This is a genomic window from Bradyrhizobium sp. Pa8, assembly GCF_052588265.1.
Genome location: NZ_CP176767.1, coordinates 3,625,778 through 3,646,846, shown reverse-complemented (window position 1 = coordinate 3,646,846; position 21,069 = coordinate 3,625,778). Strand labels below are relative to the sequence as shown.

General features: G+C 62.1%; 19 protein-coding genes and 2 pseudogenes. 4 read left to right on the top strand and 17 right to left on the bottom strand.

The window, feature by feature from the left end; genetic code table 11:
- Nucleotides 1-144: 144 nt before the first annotated feature.
- Together ACKWRH_RS16250 and ACKWRH_RS16245 are read right to left on the bottom strand one after the other, a co-directional pair.
- Nucleotides 145-1,707, bottom strand: a complete 1,563-nt coding sequence (locus ACKWRH_RS16250; RefSeq protein WP_445221389.1) for a winged helix-turn-helix domain-containing protein — start codon at nucleotides 1,705-1,707, stop codon at nucleotides 145-147.
- Nucleotides 1,708-2,169: 462 nt separating this feature from the next.
- On the bottom strand, nucleotides 2,170-5,037 hold the full coding sequence (locus ACKWRH_RS16245) for an ATP-binding protein (RefSeq protein ID WP_445221388.1): 2,868 nt from the start codon (nucleotides 5,035-5,037) through the stop codon (nucleotides 2,170-2,172).
- 289 nt (nucleotides 5,038-5,326) lie between these two features.
- Between ACKWRH_RS16245 and ACKWRH_RS16240 the strand changes: the two are divergent.
- Both ACKWRH_RS16240 and ACKWRH_RS16235 read left to right on the top strand, forming a co-directional pair.
- Nucleotides 5,327-5,428: pseudogene (locus ACKWRH_RS16240) on the top strand (formylglycine-generating enzyme family protein); the annotation flags it as partial.
- A 251-nt stretch (nucleotides 5,429-5,679) separates the two neighbouring features.
- Nucleotides 5,680-6,102 (top strand): DUF805 domain-containing protein, encoded by a 423-nt coding sequence (locus tag ACKWRH_RS16235; protein WP_445221387.1) that lies wholly within the window; start codon nucleotides 5,680-5,682, stop codon nucleotides 6,100-6,102.
- Between the two features lie 200 nt (nucleotides 6,103-6,302).
- Here ACKWRH_RS16235 and ACKWRH_RS16230 read toward each other — a convergent pair whose 3' ends face one another.
- The 4 genes from ACKWRH_RS16230 to ACKWRH_RS16215 form a co-directional block, all read right to left on the bottom strand.
- Nucleotides 6,303-7,382, bottom strand: coding sequence for an NAD(P)H-dependent flavin oxidoreductase (locus tag ACKWRH_RS16230; protein ID WP_445222414.1), 1,080 nt, complete (start codon nucleotides 7,380-7,382; stop codon nucleotides 6,303-6,305).
- 10 nt (nucleotides 7,383-7,392) lie between these two features.
- The gene (locus ACKWRH_RS16225) at nucleotides 7,393-8,106 is read right to left on the bottom strand and encodes an SDR family NAD(P)-dependent oxidoreductase (RefSeq protein WP_445221386.1); all 714 of its coding nucleotides are present in this window, start codon (nucleotides 8,104-8,106) and stop codon (nucleotides 7,393-7,395) included.
- Nucleotides 8,107-8,242: 136 nt separating this feature from the next.
- Nucleotides 8,243-8,863, bottom strand: a complete 621-nt coding sequence (locus ACKWRH_RS16220; RefSeq protein ID WP_445221385.1) for a helix-turn-helix domain-containing protein — start codon at nucleotides 8,861-8,863, stop codon at nucleotides 8,243-8,245.
- 521 nt (nucleotides 8,864-9,384) lie between these two features.
- A complete protein-coding gene (locus ACKWRH_RS16215; protein WP_445221384.1) occupies nucleotides 9,385-10,194 on the bottom strand; it encodes a LytTR family DNA-binding domain-containing protein in 810 nt (269 codons plus the stop codon).
- Between the two features lie 120 nt (nucleotides 10,195-10,314).
- Here ACKWRH_RS16215 and ACKWRH_RS16210 point away from each other — a divergent pair, with 120 nt between their 5' ends.
- On the top strand, nucleotides 10,315-11,286 hold the full coding sequence (locus ACKWRH_RS16210; protein ID WP_445221383.1) for an alpha/beta hydrolase family protein: 972 nt from the start codon (nucleotides 10,315-10,317) through the stop codon (nucleotides 11,284-11,286).
- Between the two features lie 33 nt (nucleotides 11,287-11,319).
- On the opposite strand, the gene ACKWRH_RS16205 is transcribed toward ACKWRH_RS16210, so the two are convergent.
- The 3 genes and pseudogenes from ACKWRH_RS16205 to ACKWRH_RS16195 form a co-directional block, all read right to left on the bottom strand.
- Complete coding sequence (locus ACKWRH_RS16205) at nucleotides 11,320-11,649, bottom strand: GcrA family cell cycle regulator (protein ID WP_445221382.1); 330 nt, start codon at nucleotides 11,647-11,649, stop codon at nucleotides 11,320-11,322.
- 82 nt (nucleotides 11,650-11,731) lie between these two features.
- Entirely contained in the window at nucleotides 11,732-12,373 is a 642-nt protein-coding gene (locus tag ACKWRH_RS16200; RefSeq protein WP_445221381.1) for a glutathione S-transferase family protein, read from the bottom strand.
- 144 nt (nucleotides 12,374-12,517) lie between these two features.
- Nucleotides 12,518-13,037 (bottom strand): annotated as a pseudogene (locus ACKWRH_RS16195) (IS5 family transposase).
- Nucleotides 13,038-13,283: 246 nt separating this feature from the next.
- On the opposite strand from ACKWRH_RS16195, the gene ACKWRH_RS16190 reads away from it, so the two are divergent.
- Nucleotides 13,284-15,149, top strand: a complete 1,866-nt coding sequence (locus ACKWRH_RS16190; RefSeq protein WP_445221380.1) for a caspase family protein — start codon at nucleotides 13,284-13,286, stop codon at nucleotides 15,147-15,149.
- Between the two features lie 251 nt (nucleotides 15,150-15,400).
- Here ACKWRH_RS16190 and ACKWRH_RS16185 read toward each other — a convergent pair whose 3' ends face one another.
- The 8 genes from ACKWRH_RS16185 to ACKWRH_RS16150 all read right to left on the bottom strand — a co-directional run bounded on the left by ACKWRH_RS16185 (nucleotide 15,401) and on the right by ACKWRH_RS16150 (nucleotide 21,011).
- A complete protein-coding gene (locus tag ACKWRH_RS16185; protein WP_445221379.1) occupies nucleotides 15,401-15,589 on the bottom strand; it encodes a hypothetical protein in 189 nt (62 codons plus the stop codon).
- A gap of 155 nt (nucleotides 15,590-15,744) precedes the next feature.
- Nucleotides 15,745-16,050 carry a hypothetical protein gene (locus ACKWRH_RS16180; RefSeq protein ID WP_445221378.1) on the bottom strand — a complete coding sequence of 102 codons (306 nt, stop codon included), beginning with the start codon at nucleotides 16,048-16,050 and terminating at the stop codon, nucleotides 15,745-15,747.
- A 144-nt stretch (nucleotides 16,051-16,194) separates the two neighbouring features.
- Nucleotides 16,195-16,410, bottom strand: coding sequence for a dodecin family protein (locus ACKWRH_RS16175; RefSeq protein ID WP_445221377.1), 216 nt, complete (start codon nucleotides 16,408-16,410; stop codon nucleotides 16,195-16,197).
- Nucleotides 16,411-16,597: 187 nt separating this feature from the next.
- On the bottom strand, nucleotides 16,598-17,317 hold the full coding sequence (locus tag ACKWRH_RS16170) for a hypothetical protein (RefSeq protein ID WP_445221376.1): 720 nt from the start codon (nucleotides 17,315-17,317) through the stop codon (nucleotides 16,598-16,600).
- On the bottom strand, nucleotides 17,314-17,751 hold the full coding sequence (locus ACKWRH_RS16165) for an acyl-CoA thioesterase (protein ID WP_445221375.1): 438 nt from the start codon (nucleotides 17,749-17,751) through the stop codon (nucleotides 17,314-17,316). Before ACKWRH_RS16165 ends, ACKWRH_RS16170 begins: the two co-directional genes overlap by 4 nt.
- Nucleotides 17,751-18,659: a fumarylacetoacetate hydrolase family protein gene (locus ACKWRH_RS16160; protein WP_445221374.1), complete on the bottom strand. Its 909-nt coding sequence runs from the start codon at nucleotides 18,657-18,659 to the stop codon at nucleotides 17,751-17,753. The genes ACKWRH_RS16165 and ACKWRH_RS16160 overlap by 1 nt, the downstream gene beginning before the upstream one ends.
- A gap of 42 nt (nucleotides 18,660-18,701) precedes the next feature.
- Nucleotides 18,702-19,808 (bottom strand): cupin domain-containing protein, encoded by a 1,107-nt coding sequence (locus ACKWRH_RS16155; RefSeq protein ID WP_038955778.1) that lies wholly within the window; start codon nucleotides 19,806-19,808, stop codon nucleotides 18,702-18,704.
- Between the two features lie 183 nt (nucleotides 19,809-19,991).
- The gene (locus ACKWRH_RS16150) at nucleotides 19,992-21,011 is read right to left on the bottom strand and encodes a carbon-nitrogen hydrolase family protein (protein ID WP_445221373.1); all 1,020 of its coding nucleotides are present in this window, start codon (nucleotides 21,009-21,011) and stop codon (nucleotides 19,992-19,994) included.
- Nucleotides 21,012-21,069 lie beyond the last annotated feature (58 nt).

The window sequence follows — 21,069 nt, the reverse complement described above, 5'->3', positions numbered from 1 at the left end:
AGCGAAGTGGCGAACCGTCTTGTTGAGGTCCGCTTCGTGGGTGGAAGCGGTCTAGTTTTGCTCAGGCCGAATTCTTCGCACCTTGACCCAAAGACGACGTAGGGCAGAAGCGCGCTGAAGTCGACTTCCGACCCGAATCGCTCATCACCCTTCCGGCGCGCCAGCGAGGCGCAGGCCTTCACAGACGCGCTCGACCCCAGCAAGGAAAATCAAGTTGTCGCTTTGTTGAGCAGCGAGAAAGCGACGGATGGTGAAACCTGAGTTGAGCGCAAGTCCTGTTCTTGCAGCAGTTCGCGCCTCATCGAGCGCGCCGGCCAGGCCCAACGCAGCGGCGAGCAACACATGAGCGAGAGGAAAGTTGCGGTTCGCCTCAGTGCTTCGTCGTAGCCAACTGACGGCTTCGACGTCCGAGCCAAGCTGCAACTTGGCCACGCCCACAAAACACGTCCACTGGTAGGCTTCAATGTCGCGAGGGGAGAGACGTAGAGCCTCGAGTATATGGCCTTCGGTCTCGGCACCGCGCCCCATATAGAATTTGGCAAAACCAAGGGCAGCATGAGCGTTGGCCCTATTCGACTCCAGCGCCAACGCATGCTCGAATTCACGGATGCCTTGGGCGGCCCGGTTCGTAAAGACCTGGACCCAACCCCGAGCCAAGTGGGCCGAAGTGCGGTTGGGCCTGATGGACAATGCCCTATTCGCCATCGCCTCGGCCGCTGCAAGCCGCGCAGGCCCATCATCCGTCGTAAAGCTGGCTGCAATTGTCGTATCAACACTTGCCAGGCCGATCATTGCTTCGACGTTGCCGGGGTCGAACTCCAGAGAGCGTTCGAAGAAGCTCCGCGCTTGCGTCACGCATTCAAGGCTAATCCCCTTCATCAACCAGGCCCGGCCTTGGAAATACAAGTCCATCGCGTCGGGATGCGGCGTACGCTCGGCTCGGCGCGCCTCGGCCTCGATGAGCTGGGCACCTAGTGTATTGGCGAGCCTCGATACGATTTCGTCCTGCATGTCGAACAGGTCGACGACAGGCTTCTCGAAGCGCTCGGCCCAAAGATGCTGGCCGCTCTTGGCATCGATCAATTGCACGTTCATCCGAAGCCGCTTGCCGCTGCGTTGCACTGAGCCTTCCAGCACATAGCGAACGTTTAACTCGCGGCCGATTTGCCCTACATCGACTGCTCTACCCTTGTATGAGACGGCGCTGTTCTGCGCGATTACAAATGAACCACTGATGCGCGACAAGTCCGTAGTCAAACTCTCGGTTATACCATCCACGAAATAGTCCTGCTCACGATCACCGCTCAGGTTCGCGAAGGGTAGCACGACGATGGATAGACGCGGCGGCGTGTCGCCGATTCGCTCGGCTGAGCCAACCGTCTCGTTTGCGGGCCTCCGGGCTTCCTGCACTGCTCCAACGAAGCGAAAACCTTTGCGCGGCAATGTCTTGATCAACTGCTGTTTCTCGCCCGTGTCGCCGATTGCGCTCCGGGCGGCATTCAGGCGAGTCGTCAGAGCAGCATCCGCGACGATGCGCCCCTTCCAAATGGCGTTGATGAGGTCGTCCTTGCTGACGACGCGCTCTCTGTTTCGGATCAGGTATTCAAGCAGATCGAACACTTGGGGTGCGACAACAACCACGTCCGTTGCGCGCTGCAGCTCGCGCCTGTCGGTATCCAATGCGTAATCCTCAAAAAGAAACCGCAAGCTGCATTCCCTCTCAGGAGCCACCTCTGAAACCCCAAGAATAAGCCGCCAGTGAGGGAAATGTAAGCGAGCTGTTAAGCGCGCCAAGGGATGTGCTCGCTCGATCGGCGCTCTCAACCGACCCGCGTTTCACACCATAGCTGCTCTATTTTCGGCGGACGGGGCGATCACGTCTAGTGACCCACGCCTTCGTCCTAAAATCCGCGGCCGGACTGGGTCCAATGGCAGCGCCTGTCTGCTGCGGAGCATTAGCCCGCATGTTGCCTTGAATCTGCCGAAGAAGGTCGCTGAAGTCGACTTTCGGCCCGCAGCCGACATACGACAATGCCGGCTTCACTGTCGTCTTTCGGGGGCAAAGCGGACGTTGCGCCGCTCGGTTGTCGTTGTCCCCTTCTGATGGGAGTGAGCATGCTGGGCCTGGCGCTGACGCCGACCTGCGCTCCCCAAAGAACGGAGATTGGCTTAACTGAGATGACGCAAGAGACCTTTTGCTCGCTTAAGGTCGGCGGTGTCGAGGCCTTCGGTAAACCGGTCATAAATCGGTTGTAGCAGCGCCTTCGCTTCAGCCGGTCGGCCCTGATCGCGAAGCAACTGTGCCAAGCTTGTGGCGCCGCGTAGTTCCCAGGACAGAGCGCCTTGCAGGCACGCCGACTTCATCGCCAGGTAAAACTGATCCTCGGCCGTTGCCGCAGCACCGGGCGCACCTTGCAACAGCAGCAGTTCGCCCTTGATGCGCAGCAGCTCGGCGATGCTCAAGCGTTCTTCGGTCTCTTCTGCGCGCGCGATCGCATCGTGCACCACCGAAAGTCCTTCGCCCACTTGCCCGACGCGCCCCAAGCCTTCCGCCATCTCACCAACGAACAGGAAATAGCGATGCGATGCGTTGACTTCGTCGCCGAGTTCGTCGATGCCTGACCGCAGCAGCGGCAATCCGCCGGCGGTATCTCCGCGCTTGATCGCAAGCAGTCCTTGATGGCTGCGGGCAAAGGCAACATAGCGCATCAGCGAATGCCTGGTCGAAAGGTCGATCAGCCTGGTCACGTAATGGTCTGCGACATCCATATGGCCGCTCCACAGCGCGATCGGGCATGCTGCGTTGGCGACGATGTAACACACCGAGTTGACGTGTCTGCTGGCAGCTGCCTCGTGCAGGTATGTTTCGGTGACGCGCATTGCGCGATCCGGAAATCCCTGCAGCCATAGAGTCCGGCCCAGAAAGGCGCCGGCGGTCACCCGCTGGTTGCTCCGGAAACGGCTGATCCGCGACGTTTGGACGGGAGGAACATAGTGCGCGAGCATGCGTTCGAGGTGATACCGCGCGCTCGGTTGATCGCCGAGGCATTGCTGCGAGATGCCGATCAATCGCTCACCAATCAGCCGATCGTTGGAATTTGACCGGCTTGCCGCAAGGGCACAGAATCGTTGCGCGGCGGTCAAGGAGGCGCGAAGTCGGCCGGCAACCCGGTGAAAGAACGACAGGCCTAACAGCGACCGCAATTGGTGCTCGACATCGTCAAGCCTCTCTGCAAGCTCCAGCGCTTTTGTCCAGGCTTCGCCGAGCGCGGGAATTTTCGCGTCGGTGACAAATATCAGGGTCGTACCGAGCGCGGTATGCAGCTTCATCTCGAGGCGCGCGTCGCCATTGACGGCAGCCCCAAGGGCGGCGATCGCCCGCTCCACGCGGCCGCGGCATTCCTCCAGCAACGACGAATGGACGCACAGGGGCACTGCGGCCGCGGTCAGCCCCGCGCCAACCTGCACGTCACCGCTGGGTGAAAAGGCCCAACCCAGCGCTGCGCGCAGGTTGTCGATGTGCCGTCCGTAGTCGCCCATCCAGTCGACTGTGGGGCGCATCTCCAGCTCCGCTTCAGTGCGCTCGAACAAGTCCCGGTAATATTCGGCATGGCGGCGCGCGAGCCGTTCCCGTTCCCCGCTCTCGCCAAGCTTTTCGAGGGCATACGTATGGGTCGTATCCAATAAGCGGTAGCGCGCCGTGGTGGCATCGATTTCCGCCACAACCAGCGACTTCGAAACCAGGCTGGAAATTCCATCGACCACGTCCGGCAAAGCGATCCCGGCGCCCGTTACCACCGCGCAGATCGCCTCCAGGTCGATGGCGCCGGCGAAGACCGCGAGCCGGCGGAGGAGCACCAGCTCAGGCTCAGTCAGTAGCTCGTAGCTCCAATCGAAGGTCGCCCGCAGAGTTTGGTGCCGCGGCAGCGCCGTCCGCCCTCCGGTCAGCAGCTGAAAGCGATCGTCAAGGTGAGCGGCGAGTTCTTCGACACCGAGTGCCGTGACACGTGCCGCCGCCATTTCAATCGCGAGCGGTATGCCATCAAGACGCCGGCAGATCGCCGCGATCATCTTTGCCCGATGGCCATCCAGAACCGCCCCTGGCCCGGTTGCTCGTGCACGTTCGATGAATAGTCTGACGGCGCCGTATTCCAGGAGATCGTCCGCGTCCTCCGTCGGAATCGAGAGCGGCTGCACCCAGTAGACCTGCTCTCCCTCGGCCCGGAGCGGCTCGCGGCTGGTTGCGATGATCTGAGCCGAGGATCCGGCTCGCAGCACGCCCTCAGCCATCCTCGCTGCGGCGTCGATCACATGCTCGCAGGTGTCCAACACCACCAACAAGCGCCGCGCTGCCAGTGCCAGCGCCACGCGCTGCGTCGAAATTTCACCTCCACCGAACTTGAGCCCGATCGCGGCAGCGAGCGCTATGGGAACCAGACTGGGATCAGCGAGCGGCGAGAACTCGACCAGCCACACGCCCTCTGGAAAATGCGGCAGCAGTTCACGGGCGACCGCGAGCGCGAGCCGTGTCTTGCCGATCCCCCCCGCCCCAGTCAGGGTGACGAGCCGGCCGGCACGGACGAGCTTCGAGATTTTCTCGACCTCGGCGGTACGGCCGATCAACGCCGAAACGGGCTGCGGCAGGTTGGTCGACGCTAACGGCTGCGCCGACGCATTTTCCTTTAGGTAGAGTGGATGTCCCCGTCCGGTTGCTGGCCGCATGGTCCAGATGCCGCGCAGGTGATAGCCGCGGCCGGACACCGTCTTCAACAACTCGCGATCTGCGCCGAGCGCCTTGCGAATGGCGGATATATGAATCTGGAGCGTGTTTTCTTCGACCGTCGCAACCGGCCACACCTGATCTATAAGGTCGCGCTTGTTGACAAGCTCGCCGCCCGACTGAACCAGAATCTCCAGAATCTCGAATGCACGGTTCCCGATCGGAACGGAAACACCTCGGGACCGCAACTCACGCTGGGTAAGATCGATCTCCCACCCGTTCGACTCATAGACGGCTCGTAGGCTTTGCTCCGCCATCACGGCTTGCCCGCCGGTTGAGTAATCCTAAGAAAATCTCAGCATCAGATCAGGGAACCGCTCCAGGAAATCAGCTTAAACGTTGATCTGGGCAGTGGGCAAGGGGCCGTCGAACTATCCGGTTAGCGCGCGGCAGCCCTAGGGCCCCACTTTCGGGTTTCGGTCAATACAACTGAGAGAGATTGATTCATGCCGCAGCCGCAATCGCTCGGAAACGACGAACCCCGCCTTACAAGCGAACTGGTACCCATGCGGAGGCCAAAGGTGGCGCGACACGAGAGCTCACAACTGCCGTGGCGACCGGCCCGCGGCTCGTCATGCCGAAGCTGTCGATACCTCGACCAACCATGTCGGTTTCAGATGCGTGCGTAGAAATAGGAGTGAACGATGAGCAGGAAGGATCAGCCGTGCTGGTCGCCTGAGCTCGTAACCTCGATCCCGGACGGACGGCGTCCAGTTCCAGCCATCCACCATGCCCGCTCCTGGCCCTTAATCGACCCAAGCTGATCCTGTTGTGACTGTCGGCGATTGTCCGCCCGTGCACACAATTTTAGGTTATCTATTGGGATAGTGTTGGGCTGAATAGCCTATGCTGCTTAAGCGTTGCACTACAGCTATCGGACAGGATGATCTCGGAGGCGCATGCATTCAGCTTTCATTTGGTATTTCTTATCCATGAAAGGGCGCATCGGTCCGCAGGAATTTCGATTGGGACTTTTGGGACTTGTGCTAGTCGACATGCTCGTCGTGCGCATTGCGAGGAAGCTCACTGATTCAGGACCCCAATACTATAGCGTCAACCCTCCGCTCGACTGGCCCATCGTCCCGGCTGTCCTCTTTATCTCGCTCTGGCCGCTCGCTGCAATCTTTGTGAAGCGACTACATGACTTCAACATCTCGGGTTGGTGGGCGCTCACAATCCTCGCAATTCCTCTCCTCGTCCACGCGCTCAGCATTCCGTATTGGCTTCCTTACCTTTTATTGGCGGCAATCCTGAGTGCATTTCCCGGACGGCCCGGCGACAATCGATTCGGCCCGACCTCGCTACCGCGCCCGCGCGTCTAGCGCGTCCCCAAAGCAGACCGGCCGGGCGTTCGAACGGTGGCCGAAAGCCAGCCGCAATGTCCGCTGCTGGCCCATCCCTACCGACAGCGCTCCTCGACGTCAGGTCAGCTTCGCAGGGTCATCCCGGCGCGCCGATCCGCAGCGAACCACGCCGGACTTCGACCCAATTCGGACTTTGGTTGGTATCCTAAAGCCGGACATCAGCTGCCTCCAGACTTGGTGGCTTCCCGCACGAGGATGTCCATCAACATTTTGGCAGGCATCTCGCGGGCAAGCGCCGCCGCCTGACCTGACCAGAGTGGCGAGAAATCGGAGCTTCCATTCTGCTCAGCCGCAGCACGCAGCGGCGACAGTTCGCCCATGGGCAGCGGAAAGTCCGGCGCCGCGTCCGACCAGGGACCGATCTCGGCGACAAGGCGATTGACCAGAACCCTCGCCGGTCGCCCGGAGAACACGTTTGTCACGACAGTCTGGTTCAACCGCGCATTTCGCAGGGCCTCGCGATGGAGCGGGGGCGTTGCCGACTCGGCACAAAGCAGAAAGGCGGTTCCAACCTGCACGCCGGCGGCCCCGAGTGCGAACGCCGCTGCGATCCCTCGCCCATCCCCGATCCCGCCGGCTGCGATCACGGGCACGCTGACGGCGTCAGCGACTTGTGGCACAAGGGCGAACGTGCCGGCCTGTGAGGCTATCGCGCGCTCGCTGTCAGAATCGAGGAACAAGCCTCGATGTCCTCCGGCTTCGTACCCCTGAGCGATGATCGCATCGGCACCATGCTTTTCGAGCCAGCATGCTTCGTCAACTGTCGTCGCCGATGAGATCACCTTGCAGCCGGCTGCCTTGACCCGATCGACCAATCCGGGCTCGGGCAAACCGAAATGAAAGCTTACCACCTCCGGCCGGACCTGTTCGACTACGGCGGACGCGGCATCGCCGAACGGAGCGAGATCGAGGCGCGGTGCAACCGTTGCGGGGTCGATGCCCAGTTCGCGATGATACGACGAAAGCTTCTCATGCCAGGCACGCTCGCGAGCGGCGTCCGCCTTTGCCGCATCGTGGCAGAAGAAGTTGAGATTGATTGGTTTCTTCGTCAGTCGCCGTAGCTCGGCAACGGTCTTTGCGATGAGCTCAGGCGTCAAGACAGAGCAGCCGATCGAGCCCATGCCGCCGGCATTCGAGACCGCGGCGGCAAGGTCTACCGTGCCCAATCCGGCCATCGGTGCCAGCACAATCGGATGCTCGATCTTGAACAATTCAACAAGACGTCGGTTAGACCACATCGCACACCTCCTACCAGTGGCCGGCGGACGCGCCGCCATCGACATGCATGATCTCGCCGGTGACGAAAGCCGCTCGCTCGAGATACATCACGGCGTCGACGACCTCCTGGATCTCGCCCATGCGGCCCATCGGCTGCAAGCTTGCGAGGAAGCCATGCGCCTCCGGCGCATGCATTGGGGTCGCGATCGCACCGGGCGATATGGCATTCACGCGGATATTCCGGCTTGCGTACTCGATCGCGAGCGAGCGGGTGATCGCGTTGAGCCCGCCTTTGGTTAGCGCCGCGAGCGCCGCCGCCAGGGACGCCATCGGCTGCTCGGCGATCGTGGCCGTGATATTGACGATGTGGCCCGAGCCTGCGAGCAACATCTTCGCCGCCACCCGCTGCGTCAGATTGAAAAAGCCCGCGAGATTGACCCCGACCATCGTGGCGAAGTCGGCCTCAGAATACTCGGTAAAGGGCTTCGCAATGAACAGGCCGGCATTGTTGATGAGCGTATCGATCCGTCCGAAGCGCTCGATGGCCAGTTCCACGATGCGATCGGTCGTCTTTGCGCTGGCGATATCGCCATCGACCGCGAGCATCGACGGATCGTCGCTCCTGCCGATCGAACGAGAACTGGCAACGACGTGATAGCCGATATCACGGTAGGCCTCGAGCAATCCCCCGCCAATACCGCGCGATGCTCCGGTAATGATGGCAACCTTCCGTTCGGAAGTCATATTCGCTCTCCTTCACGCAAAGTGCATGGATGGGCGAACAGTTACCCTGATCGAGGCAATGCCGCTTTGCATCGCCTGCTCAGCTATTGTCATTTCCTGCCGTTGGTGGATGCAGATCGTTACATCGGTAACAAAGTCAGGCCAGCAGATTTCGCCGATATTGCGCCGGCGTCTGGCCCGTGGCTTGCCGGAACGCGCGGGTGAAATTGGCCTGGCACGAAAACCTGAGCGCGAGGGCGATATCGACCAAGGCCCGGTCCGCATCGCAGAGCAGATCCTTGGCGCGTTCGAGGCGCTTTGCACTGACATGCCGATGCGGCGATTTGCCGATGGCGGCCTTGAACGCGCGCGCGAAATAAAACTCGCTCAGGCAGGCAACCGAGGCCAGCCGCGCTACCGTCAGATCGCCCTCCAAATTGGCTTCGATATAGTCGAGCACTCGCGTCAATCTGCGTCGGTCGAGCCCCTCCCCTGCGGCCGGCGTGACCAGGCCGGACCGCGACGCGGCGTGGTTCTGGATCAATCTTGCCACCAGGCTCAACGCCAGGGTTTCGGCGAGCAGCCTGCCCGCGGAAGTCTCGTGTTCCAGTTCGAGCATGATGGCAAAGGCAATCTCGGCAAGCAGTGGATCGCGGAAGCCGCCCTTGTGGCGGAGTGAATCGATCGCCGTCGCGTCGAACCCTTCACCCAAATCATGCGACAAGAACAAACTGGGCGGCAAGTAAAGGTGCAAAATCGCAGGCACCGGCTCAGACATGTCGATCAGGCCTTCCTACACGCCGGCCGGACGAAACCAGATCGTGCCGCGTTCGGAAATGGTCGAGTCCATGGCCCCGTCCAGCCGACGCGTGACAACGGACCGACTACCGCGCACATCGACGCAGATCTCGGCATCGGGCTGGGGCCTATTCCAGGCAACCGTACCGCGGTGGCTGCGAAGCTCTGCCTTGAGATTTGACCAACCTCGCGTGGCGGATGAGGCTTGCAGCCCGGCGGCTCCGTATTTGTTGGAGCTACTTTCGCCGGACGGCGTCGGCCGAGATGTCAATTCCTGATTTCGGCCAAATAAAGTCACGCGGGCGTCACCTTTGGACATGCTGCGGGCTCGACGGCGTTAATGTGGTCGGACACGTGGTTGACCGCAACTCTCGCCTCCGCCCGATCACGCATCTGCGATCAAAGCAGTGTAGCCGCTCACTTCCGTTATTGGCCCTTAACCGACCTTGCCACGCTGGCGCCGACCGTCAGCGTTTGACCCCACAACGGACATGGCCTCCGTCATAGGGGCAATATTTCTGTTTCGGTGCTGCGGCCCCCCGTCGAACTCTCGTTCGTCAACCAGCCCGCCTCCCGCACGATGGCGACGGCTGACCGGGCTACGGGGGCCGTGATTCCATTGGCGAGTTGCAGTCGCAGATTGCGGCCCTCGGTAACGGCCCGCACAACCGCCTTCCTCGCGACCCACCAGGAGCGATGTACCTGCAGGCCATCGGCATTTTCGAGCGCCATCATCGCCTGGTTGAGCGTTGCCAGGACAAGGCGAGAGTTGCCGGCGGTATGGACGCGTACATAGTGGTCCTCCATCTGCAGGCAAAGCACCGCGGAAGGTGGCGCACCGAGTAGCCCGAAAGCAGTTGGCGGCGCTTCGCCGGCTTCCTTGGCCTGTTGCCGGCGATGTAACCGGGCCTGCATGAGAAGGGTGAAACCCAGCACAATCGGCAAGGCGGTGATCAGCCCCTGCAAGTACCAATCGAGCGGTCGCAAGATTTTCAGGAAGGGCCATATCGATACGGCGATCGACACGACCCAGATCTGGAATGGCGCGTTCAGGATGACGACGCCGAGGAAGATCGACATCCAGGTCATTGCCGGGTTCAGGCGGAGCCGCAGGACCACCCGGATGAGCGATCCGAAAAGGAGGATTCCGGGTAAGAAGCAGGCGAGTTGAAACACTACGCGCTGCCAGGTCGGTCCGTTCAGATAGCTACCAAACGGTCCGATCAGGCCGAAAAAGATGGCGCAGACGCTCGCGATCGCGAGGTCAACGGCCCAATCCCGCAGAAAGTCACTCCGGCGCGCTTCACTCATAAGGTCATTATAGTGGCGGTTTGCCCGCCGGCGAACCCATTCGCCCGTTGGCGAACAATTGCTGGCGCAGGCCTGTGCCGTTTGCTGGATCCTTGGCGTCCCACTCGCCGAGAGGTTCCCATGCGCTACACGATTACATATTTTTTCGCCGTACTCATCGCAGTCACCGCCGGCCCGGCCGACGCCGCGGTCGGGTTCCGGCATTTCAGCATCGACGATCCGCAAGGCCCACCTATCGAAGTGGGCGTCTGGTATCCGACCACGATGACCCCGAAGCTGGAGGCGGTCGAGACCGACCAACAGATGATCGCCCGCGACGCGCCGGTTGAGGGCGCCGGTCTGCCGCTGGTGGTCATATCGCACGGTCACGGAGGCTCCTATGCCGGGCACCTCGACACCGCCACGGCCCTGGCCAATGCAGGGTTCGTCGTCGCCGCTCTTACGCACAATGGCGATAGCTGGCGCGACCAAAGCCGTCCTACCGCAATCTGGGAACGGCCACGGCAACTGAAGCTGCTCACGGATTACATGCTGGGCGCGTGGAGCGACCACGGGCGCCTCGACGCCAATCGCGTTGGCGCGTTCGGCTTCTCGGCTGGCGGCTTGACGGTGCTAGCGGCCGCCGGCGGCGAGCCGGACCTTCGGACCCTTCCGAGTCACTGCAAGGCGCATCCCGCCTTCGAAGATTGTCAGATCATGGAAGAGCACCCGTTGCTGCCGGATACCGATATCGTCTGGACCCACGATCCGCGAATCAAGGCGGTGGTCTCCGCCGCGCCCGCTCTCGGTTTTGCCTTCGGGACCAACGGTCTGGCGGCGGTCCGCCAGCCGGTGCAGCTCTGGCGGGCCGAGGATGATCAAGTGCTACCACACCCCTATTATGCGGAAGCCGTTCGGCTCGCTTTGCCGACGCCACCCGAGACGCACGTCGTGGCTGACGCCGGGCACTACGACTTTCTGAAGCCGTGCTCTGCGGAACTGGCAACCCGCAGGCCGGCAATCTGCACAAGCAAGCCGGGCTTCGACCGCGCTGCGTTTCATGAGCGCTTCAATCACGACATCGTCGTCTTCTTCAAGCGCACGCTGCAGTAGGACGCGGAGCGTAACGCCCTTCGTGGTTAGCTCTTAGCCAGTGTTCCTGACCGCCTCAGCTAGAATGGCGTACAGCTGCTGCTTGCTCAATTCCTTGGGCTGCTGCTTCTCTGCGGTGCTCCGCGACACCTTCTTCTCTACTCGACGTACGAAGGCGGCCGACGACGCCGGCCTTGGCTTCGGGGGCGGCCTGATCTTGGGTCTTGCTGTTGGCGGCTTGTGGCCACGCTTCAAGCCCGAACGGGTTAGCATCCCGCAGACCGCGTTACGGCTATACCCGAGACGGCGCGCAATCTGTGCCGCGCTCTGTCCTGCGGCCCAGAGCCTTTTGAGCAGCGCTACGTCTTTCGCATCCCAGCCCATGCGAGATTATAGCGCGGACTGGCCGGCACTGGCTAGTCCAGGCCGCTCGTGGGAATCCCTTCTATGGAGTCACGACTTGGCTCTACAACGCCGGTGATCGCTCCGCCCAGGCTTTGGTGGCTTGGCAGATTTCCATCGCTCGGGCGTAGGCGGGGCGTGTCGTCGTGCGGGCGAGATAGGCACGCTCGACTAAACCCGGGGTATAGTTGCCAGTTCGCAGACCAAGCAGGAGAGCGTAGCTCACTGAAATGTCAGCAGCAGTGAACCGGTCTCCGGCGAGAAATGGACGACTTGCGAGACGCTGGATGACCAATCCCAGCCGGCTATGAAAGGTCTCCAGTGACCAGCATGTGACCCGGGCGTTTCGTTCCGCTTCGGGGGCGAATGCGCGGCCGACGATGACGGCGTTCATTGGTCCAGCGAGCCCAGCCTCTCCCAAATGGAGGAATTGCAGATAGGCGGCGAAAGCCGGATCATCCGGGGCGACGGCGAGCGGGCTCGGGCCGTGGCGGGCGAGCAGGTATTCGAGGATCGCGATCGACTCGACCATGATCATCTCGCCGTCCTGCAGCGCCGGGATAAAGCCGGCGGGGTTGATCGCAAGAAAATCGGGATCATTCTCGACAGCGAACAGATCGACCGGGCGCAGCCGATAAGCCACTCCCAATTCCTCGAGCAGCCAAACGACCCGGAACCCACGACCTTCGCCATAGACAGTGAGCATGATTGAGCGTCCTTACGTTGGCTCAAGTGCCTTAATTCGCAGGAGCGAGATTTCCACACCCACTGCTATCGCTCTGACACGATATGCACAAGGCTCGTCGAATACTCGGCATCATGCAGCACCGGTCCTCCTCGCTTTATGGGTTCACGGCCTACGACGCGGACTCATGGACTCATAAAGACGCAGCCATAGTCTGATTGACGCGAGTTGAACGAACGCAACGTAGTTGGCGGCAAGCCTGTCGTAGCGGGTCGCCACCCGACGACATTGTTTGATCCTGTTGAAGAACCGCTCGACAAGATTGCGAGCGCGGTAGAGACATGGGCTGAAGCAGATTGGATCGCTGCGATTGCTTCTCGGCGGGATGTTGGCCCACGCGCCCTTACTCATGGCAAGCTCCCTAATCCAGTCAGCATCATAGCCACGGTCGGCAAGCAGCATTGACCCGGATTTCAGACGAGACAGAAATTTTCCGGCAAGCCGAACGTCGTGGGCCTCCCCGGGACTCAACGCCAGCCGCACCGGCAGACCATTACCCTGATCGCAAGACCCAGAAGATTCCGTTGAGGACACGACGGTCGCTTACCCGAGGAACGCCACGCGGCTTGTTCGGCAGCATCGGCTTAATGGCAGTCCATTCATAGTCGGCGAGTTCGTAGCGCATGATTCGAGTCCCAGTTTCGGAGTTTGAATCACGGCGGCCTGGCCGAGCGCAACGCTCCCTGGCTCAGCCCCCCGCTGCGGCGCTTATGGGCGGAAGCGGACATCAACCAACCGACCATCCTGCCCAAACTTTCGAAAATGACCCCAAAGCCGTCATGCCGAAATCCAGAGTGACCAATGTCACAGAGCCTATACTTGCCTTTTTGCAGTCTCTGCATACGCTGCACACATGTTATTCGGGGCTACGATGGGAGCGTTTCGTTTTTTTTCATTGGTCTTTTTCCTGTGGCTTACCTGCGGTTCGGCCCATGCCGAGCGCCGCGTCGCGCTGGTGATTGGCAACTCCGCCTACAAGAGCGTCGCGAGGCTCACCAATCCCGCGAACGACGCCGCCCTAGTCGGCGGCATGCTGAGGAGGGCCGGGTTCGACAGCGTGGACGTCAAAGTCGATCTCAGTGCTCCCGAGATGCGCAAGGCGCTGCGAGAGTTTGGCATTAGGACGCGGGATGCCGAGATCGCCGTGATCTACTACGCCGGCCACGGCATCGAGCTCGACGGCAACAACTACCTCATCCCGACCGATGCTGTTCTCGAGGTCGATACAGACGTCTATGACGAGGCATTTGCGCTCGACCGTGTGCTGGCGTCCGTCGAGCCCGCCAAGCAGCTTCGGCTCGTCATCCTTGACGCCTGCCGCGACAATCCCTTCGCCAAGACCATGAAACGCACAGTCGCGGCGCGCGCGATCGGACGCGGCCTTGCCAAGGTCGAGCCGACGAGCCCGAACACGATGATCGCTTTTGCCGCGAAAGCGGGGTCGACGGCTTCGGACGGAGATTCCAAAAACAGCCCGTTCGCGGCAGCGCTCGTCGAGCGGTTGCCGACCCCCGGTCTCGACTTGCGCAAGGCGTTCGGGTTCGTGCGCGATGACGTCCTGAAGACCACGAGCTACAGGCAGGAGCCCTACGTCTACGGCTCGCTCGGTGGCGAGGACGTGGCACTGATCCCGGCAAAGCCGACCGTTACGGGGCCGCAGGCAAGCCCACAGGATGCGGTCCGCCGCGACTATGAGCTGGCGCTGCAGATCGGAACGCGCGACGTCTGGACCGCCTTCCTCGCGCAATACCCTGATGGCTTTTACGCCAGCCTCGCGCAGGGACAGTTAAAACGGCTCGCCGCCGAGGACGCGCGCGTCGCTGCGGCTGACAAGGCCCGGCAGGCTGAAGAAGAGAAGTCGCGGCTTGCGGCCGAGCGTGCCAGGGCTGCGGAGCAACAGAAGGCGGCCGCGGCGGCGAAAGCGGCGGAGGGTGCTCGGCTGGCCGCCGAGAAGGCAAAACAGGCCGAGGACGCCAAGGCGGCCGCGGCCGAGCAGCGACGTAAGGACGCCGAAGCCGCCGCCGCGAAAGCGGCCGCGGACAAGCAGGCCGCGGAGAAGGCGCTGGCCGACAAGCTCGCTGCCGACAAGGCGGCGGCCGAGGCCAAAGCCGTCGCAGACAAGACGACCGACAAGCAAGCCGTCGACAAGCCCGCCGACAGCCCTCAGGCCGTCGCCGCGTTCGCGTCGCCCCCCAGTCAGCCCGTGCTATCGCCCCAGGAGGTGACAAAGCTGGTGCAACTGGAGCTGCGCCGCGTGGGCTGTCTCTCGGCAGCCGCGGAGGGCGAATGGAACGCAGCCTCGCAGCGGTCGCTGACGGCGTTCAACAAGAATGCAGGGACCAGGTTCGACGCCAAGCTCGCCAATCTCGACGTCCTCGACGCGATCAAGGCCAGGCAGGGCCGAGTCTGCCCGCTGGTCTGCGAACATGGCTTCAAGGCCGACGTCGACCAATGCGTCAAGATCACCTGCCGGGTCGGCTTCCGCGTCAACGATGACAATGAATGCGAAAAGACCCCGGAGAAGAAACCGGCAACCGCGCGTGAGGACGCCAAGCGGCGGGACGAGCAGCGCAAGCAGGTCGAGTCCGCTCCGGCCAGACCGCAGGCCACCGGCCAGATGGTTTGCAACGCTGCGGGATGCCGGCCGGTTCGACCCGGGTGCAGGCTCGCCCAGGGCGGCGCGGGCACGCCGTCCGGCGACGGCAGATCGCATGCACTGATGGAAGTGTGCAATTGAGGCAGTGCGGATGGGCCTGTGCGTCCCGGGCGCCGGCTTGAATCGGAAGTGTCGGATCAGGTTTTGGCGTGCAGGGAAGCAGTACGTTGAAAGTCTGCAGTGGAGAGCCGCGTCACGACGGTCGACGGTGCTTCAAAGTCGTCTCGTGGGCCCATCGCGACATATTGCACTGCCGCACGCACTGGGTCCCTACAGGGGCAAACCGGATTTGCCCCTCGCCGCATCGTCGGCCGATTTTATAGGTTCACGGCCTAGTCTTCATCCGGCTCGCGTACGACTGCCGGTTCGTCGGCTTCATCCTCGTCTTCGTCGTCTTCGTCGTCTTCGTCGTCCTCCTCGTCTTCATCAGGATCTCGGGGCGGCATCGCGGTGCCCGTAGCTACGAGCGGCGTCCAGACGGTCGCTGTGATGAAAAATGCTTCGAAATCGTGTTGCCTCATGTTGTTGTTACTCCTCGAAAAGGATGCGCAGTCGAATATTCCTGACCGACGACATCCGGATGTCCAAGGCGCGATCGCTCCTACGCGACGGCGATCAGATCGACAGCAGCGGCAGGAGACGGCACCCGACACAACTGGCGGCGTTTACGAATACTTCATGCCGAGGACGCATCAGGCTCTATATTTACCAACACTTCGCCGGCAGTGATTTCGGGATCCCCGAGATCGAGGTCATGCAGACTTGCCTGAATAAACTCCATTATCCTGGCGTTCGCTGCATTGGCGCTTTCGCGGTCCTCGAATATCATCACAGCGACACCGACGCCGTCGCCCCCATCCAGCACGTAGTAAGATCTGAATCCGTGCGTTTGCCTCAGGATCTGACCGACGCCGCTCTTGGCGCGGCGAGCGGCGTCCGCAACCGAACGAACCTTGGTGTACTTGCGAATGACGATGTACATGAGGTCACCAAGCGTTGCAGTTCCCGCCCCACGCATCAAAGCATACCGGCCCCCAGTTGGACCACGGCGCTGCTTCCCGGATGGCCGCGCGCCTTTCTCCAGTGAGCCAACCTCGCCCCGCAAGCGGGGGCGAGGTGCCGAGGCTCAGGTACCCTCGAATTTGAACGAGACGTTGAGCTTGGCGCGATAGGCCTCTACGTTTCCCTTCTCATCCAGTTGCACATCGAGTTTGACGACCTCTGCAATGCGAAGATCTCGGAGAGATTTTGCGGCTTGCTGGACAGCATTGGCGGCCGCCTTCTCCCATGAGTCGCTGCTGGTACCGATCAGTTCAATGACCTTGTAGACGCTATCAGGCATGTCGTCCTCCTGTTCGGTCTGAAGCAGGAAGCAGGTGCTCCCCGCCGTTGTGAAATCTAGCATCAGGATGTCGGCGCTGATACGACGCGATACGGTCTCGGACGCCGCCCGGAGGCCCGATAAGGACAAACCGCATTTGGCGGGGATGGGGCTTTTGGCCCGAAGCCGCAGTGCAATCGGGTCGTCGTCAGGCGGCTCTCTGAGGCCTAGACCTAACCACCCGCGTCAGCATCGGGAAATGCTTGTTGCCGCCTGCGAATGGCGGGAACTGGACGAAGTCCGCGCGCATGCGCTTGATCACGTCGGAGCCGAGCGCGTGCGCGAGGGCTTGCGGGCTGTCGAACACCAGCTTGTTGCGCTGCATGTGCTCGACGCGCTGCGACGGCAGCCGGTCGACCCAATCGATCCGGGTGTAGATCTCGATCTGGCGAACATCAGGGAAGGTTCGCATGATCGACGGATGATGCTCGAGATAATGCAGGTTCCAGGCGTTCATGTCCTCCGCCGGGCCGGGATAGTGCACGAGGTAGCTGCACGGAGTGGTCGTGCCTGCCGGATGTTCGGCGACGTCGACGGGAAACGCGCGCGTCAGCATGACCTGGTGCGTGACGTCCAAGCCGGTGAGGCCCGCTAGTCCGGCCCCCGTCGCGAGACCGGCAAGGATGCCGCCGCGGTCCATCGCCGCCTCGCAGGCAAGCAGGTCCGGAAACCGGAGTTGAAACGCAAACACCGGGCCGGAGCCATCGGCCTTGTAGGGATGATCGACCGACTGTTCGAGCGTCGTGAAGAGCAAGCCCTCGGTCATGTCAGGGATCGATTCGACCAGCTCCGCCACGGCGTCAACCTCGTCGGGATGGATTCGCCGTCCGCCTGCCGGATCGGAGAATGTCATGAACAGCGAGATCATGCGGGCGTTGCCTCAGCGCCCTCGCCCGCGCTCACATGCGCCATCAGCGCGGCGCGAATGTCATCCGGCCACGGGATCGCATGGTGATCCACCAGCGACGTCGCGGCCAGGATCTGGCGCGCGCGCCAGCGCATGCCGTTCGCGCCCGAGACGACATGCTCCAGATGGAGCGACGATCCGCCGACGCGGCCGATATGCAAGTTGAACGTCAGGCGATCGCCGAACATCGATGGCCGGGAAAAGTCGCAGGACAGATGCACCGTGGGCGTCCCGATCTTCCGGACCGTGATCAATTCCGGCCATGGAAAGCCGATCCTCGCCCAGAAGTCCTCGACGACGCCGTTGAGGATGTTCAGGTAGGACGGGAAGTACGCGATCCCCGAGGGATCGCAGTCTCCGAACCTGAGCTCGCGATCGAACGAGAACGACGTCATCAGATCGCAACGACCGGATGCCTGATGACACCGACGCCGTCGATCCCCGCTTCCACCACGTCGCCCGGCCACAGCCATTCCTGCGGGCTCATGCCGGCGCCGACGCCTTCCGGCGTTCCCGTTGCGATGATGTCGCCCGGCTCCAGCGTCATGCCCGATGAAATATCCGATATCAGGACCGGAATGTCGAAGATCATGTATTTGGTGTTGGAGTCCTGCTTCATGACCCCGTTCTTGGTCAGCCACAGCCGGAGGTCATGCGGGTCGGGAATTTCGTCCGCAGTCACGATGCAGGGGCCGAGCGGCGCGTAGGTGTCCATGCCCTTGGAGAAGATCCACTGCCCGGCGCGGCGATTGTCTCGCGCGGAGATGTCGATCATCACCGAATAGCCGAAGACGTGGTCCATCGCCTTGTCGGTCGCGATGCGGGTCGCGGTCTTGCCGATGATGACGGCGAGCTCGACTTCCCAGTCGAGCTGCTGCGTCATCTTCGCATTGTGCTGGATCGCGCCGCCGGGGCCGATCACCGACGTCGGCGGCTTGGAGAACACGACCGGCTGCTTCGGCAGATCCTTGTCCGTGTCCAGGCTCTTGGCGGACTCCGCCACATGCGCGCGGTAGTTCAGCCCGATGCCAAAGATGTTCTTGCGGGGCCGCGGAATCGGGGCCTGCAGCTTCACATCCTCGACTGGAACGGCGGCGCCGGCCGGCAAGCGTCCATTGGCATTGTCCAGGCATTCCCTGAGCGCCGGCAGCAATGTCACGCTGTTGTCGATGAACGACAGCATGTCGCTCGGCCATGCAAAGCCATGCGACGCACCGAGGTGCTCGACGTCCACGACCAATCCGTCAACGAGAACCCCGAGGCGGGCACCGCTGGAGCCCAAGGTGTAGGTAACTAGGCGCATGAAGCTTTATCCGGCTCTTTCGGTTGAATTCTGCGGGGGACGTCAGGCGGCAACCGGCTGATGGCCGGCGTTGTCGCCATAGGCCTCTTCCCGGTAGAAGCCGAGACTCTCGATGACGGGCAGATCGTTGAAGCAGAACAGGCAGGCGTCCTCGCTGCCCGAGGCATTGCCGTGCTCATGCCAGGCCCAGGAGGGAACGCAGAAAATGTCCCGCTCCTGCCACTCGAAGCGCTTGCCGGCGATGATCGAATAACCGCGCCCCTTGGCGACCTGGTAGATGAAGCTGCCGGTGTGCCGGTGCGATTTGGTCTTCTCGCCCGGCCGCAGCAGCTGCATGCTCGCGCCGATCGTCTGCATCACGTGTCCGCCGGAGATCGGATTGACGTAGTTCATGAGAATGCCGTCATAGGGCGAACCGTCGGTCGCGGCGGCGTATTTGCGCAAGGACTCGTAGGTCGGCTCCCACTCGTATTTGAACATCGGGGAATAGCCCTTCGACCATTTCGAATCCGCCGGCCGAAGCCCGGGATTGCCCCAGGTCTTGGTCATGTCGTCCACGGGATAGCCGGAGTCTTCCTGCTGCACCTTGGGATGGACCGCGAAAAAATTCGCCTCCAGCGCGTTGACCAGCGGGATGTCCAGGCCGTCCTGCCAGATGCACACCGAGCCGTTGCCTTCGACGCCATGCTCGTGCCAGGTGCCGTTCGGCGTGAGCACGAAATCCCGCGCCCCCAGCGTCATCTTGTGCCCATCGACGATGGTGTAGGCACCCGCCCCTTCCATGATGAAGCGCAGGGCTGAAGCCGAGTGCGCGTGCGCGGTTGCGACTTCGCCGGGATGCATCACCTGCAATCCCGAATAGAGCCAGCCGACCGCGGCCGACACATCGCGGCGGCCGGGATTGTTGAGGTAGATCACCCGCCGCCCCGCCTTCTCCGGCGAGACCAGCTCGACCGAGCGCAGCACATGCTCGCGCAGATCGTTGTAGCGCCAGAGCACGGGAACGGACGCCGATTGCGGCGCCCACGGCTCGATCTTGTTGGCGACCGTCCACAGCGCGCCGGCTTCGTACTTTTCGAGGTCCTTGTAATAGGCCTTGAGCTCGGGGGTATCTTCGACATTGGCCCGGCCGACGACGTTCTCGCGCATCCTATCCTCCAAGTCCTGATTTGTAGCTTCAGCTAGAACATGGTGACCAAGCTCGTCATGCCCGGGCTTGTCCCGGGCATCCACGTTCTTTGTGCCGCACGAAAGGTCGTGGATGGCCGGGACAAGCCCGGCCACGACGGTGTGGATATATTAGCAGCATGCTTCAAGTCAGCGTGTCCCCCATTATTCCGATCTCAGCGGGATCGGCGTGAAGCCGCCCTGCCCCGCGGCATCGACCTCACTGTCCGCGAGGTCCAGCGGCGCCAGAGGGCGACGGTTGACCCGCAAATCGAATATATCGAACCGGTTGTAGTGCCCGACGATGTCATGCATCTGCTTCGGCTGGATGCAGCGGTCGAGATCGATGTCGGCGTACACGATGCCTTCGTCGTCGATCAGGGGATCGCCGACCACGCGGCCGTCAGGTCCGATAATTCCGGAGAACGCGCTCGACTTCCGCTGCAGGCGCGCACGCGCGTCGGGGACGACCGTTTCCATCGCCGTGATGATCTCCTCCGACACGGTCGAGCAGGAGACGATCGTAAAAATCTTGCCCTCAAAGGAATGGGCGATCGCGCGCAACTTGATCGCCTCCGCCATGTCGTAGTCGGGGGGCGCGACCGGAAGCGAGATGTAGCTGGCGACATGCACGAGCTCACCCTGACCCAACAGCGCAAAGCGCGCGAGCGTGTTGGTGTTCTCGCCGCAGGCGAGCCCGCCGAGACGCCCGATCTCGGTATCATAGACGCGCAGGCTCGATCCGTCACCGCCGGTCCAGGTCAGTTTCTCCGCCCAGGTCGGCACCAGCTTGCGGTGCTTGCCAAGCACCGCGCCGTCCGGCCCGATGAAAACCAGGGTATTGTAGATCGCGCCCAGCGACACCGGGCTGCGCTCGTTCACGCCGAGCACGACGTGGCATCCGGTATCGCGCGCGGCTTTCCTGACGACATCGACCTCCGGACCCGGCACCAGCACCGATGCCTTGGCGAGCTTCTCGAACCATGCGCTGCCGGTGACGGGATCGGTGATCCAGTTCCAGTAGGGATAGCCGGGAACGAACACTTCGGGGAACGCGACGAGCTTCGCGCCATTGGCTGCGGCTTCACGGACCAGTGAAGCCGCCTTGTCGGCCGTCGCGCCCGGGTTGAGATAGACAGGTGAAGCCTGGACGGCGGCAGCTCTAAAGCGAGGCAGCTTCAGCATTGGCCCTACCCTGTCGCTGGCTCATGATCGCCTTGCCGGAGCAGAGGTCCGCAAGCGT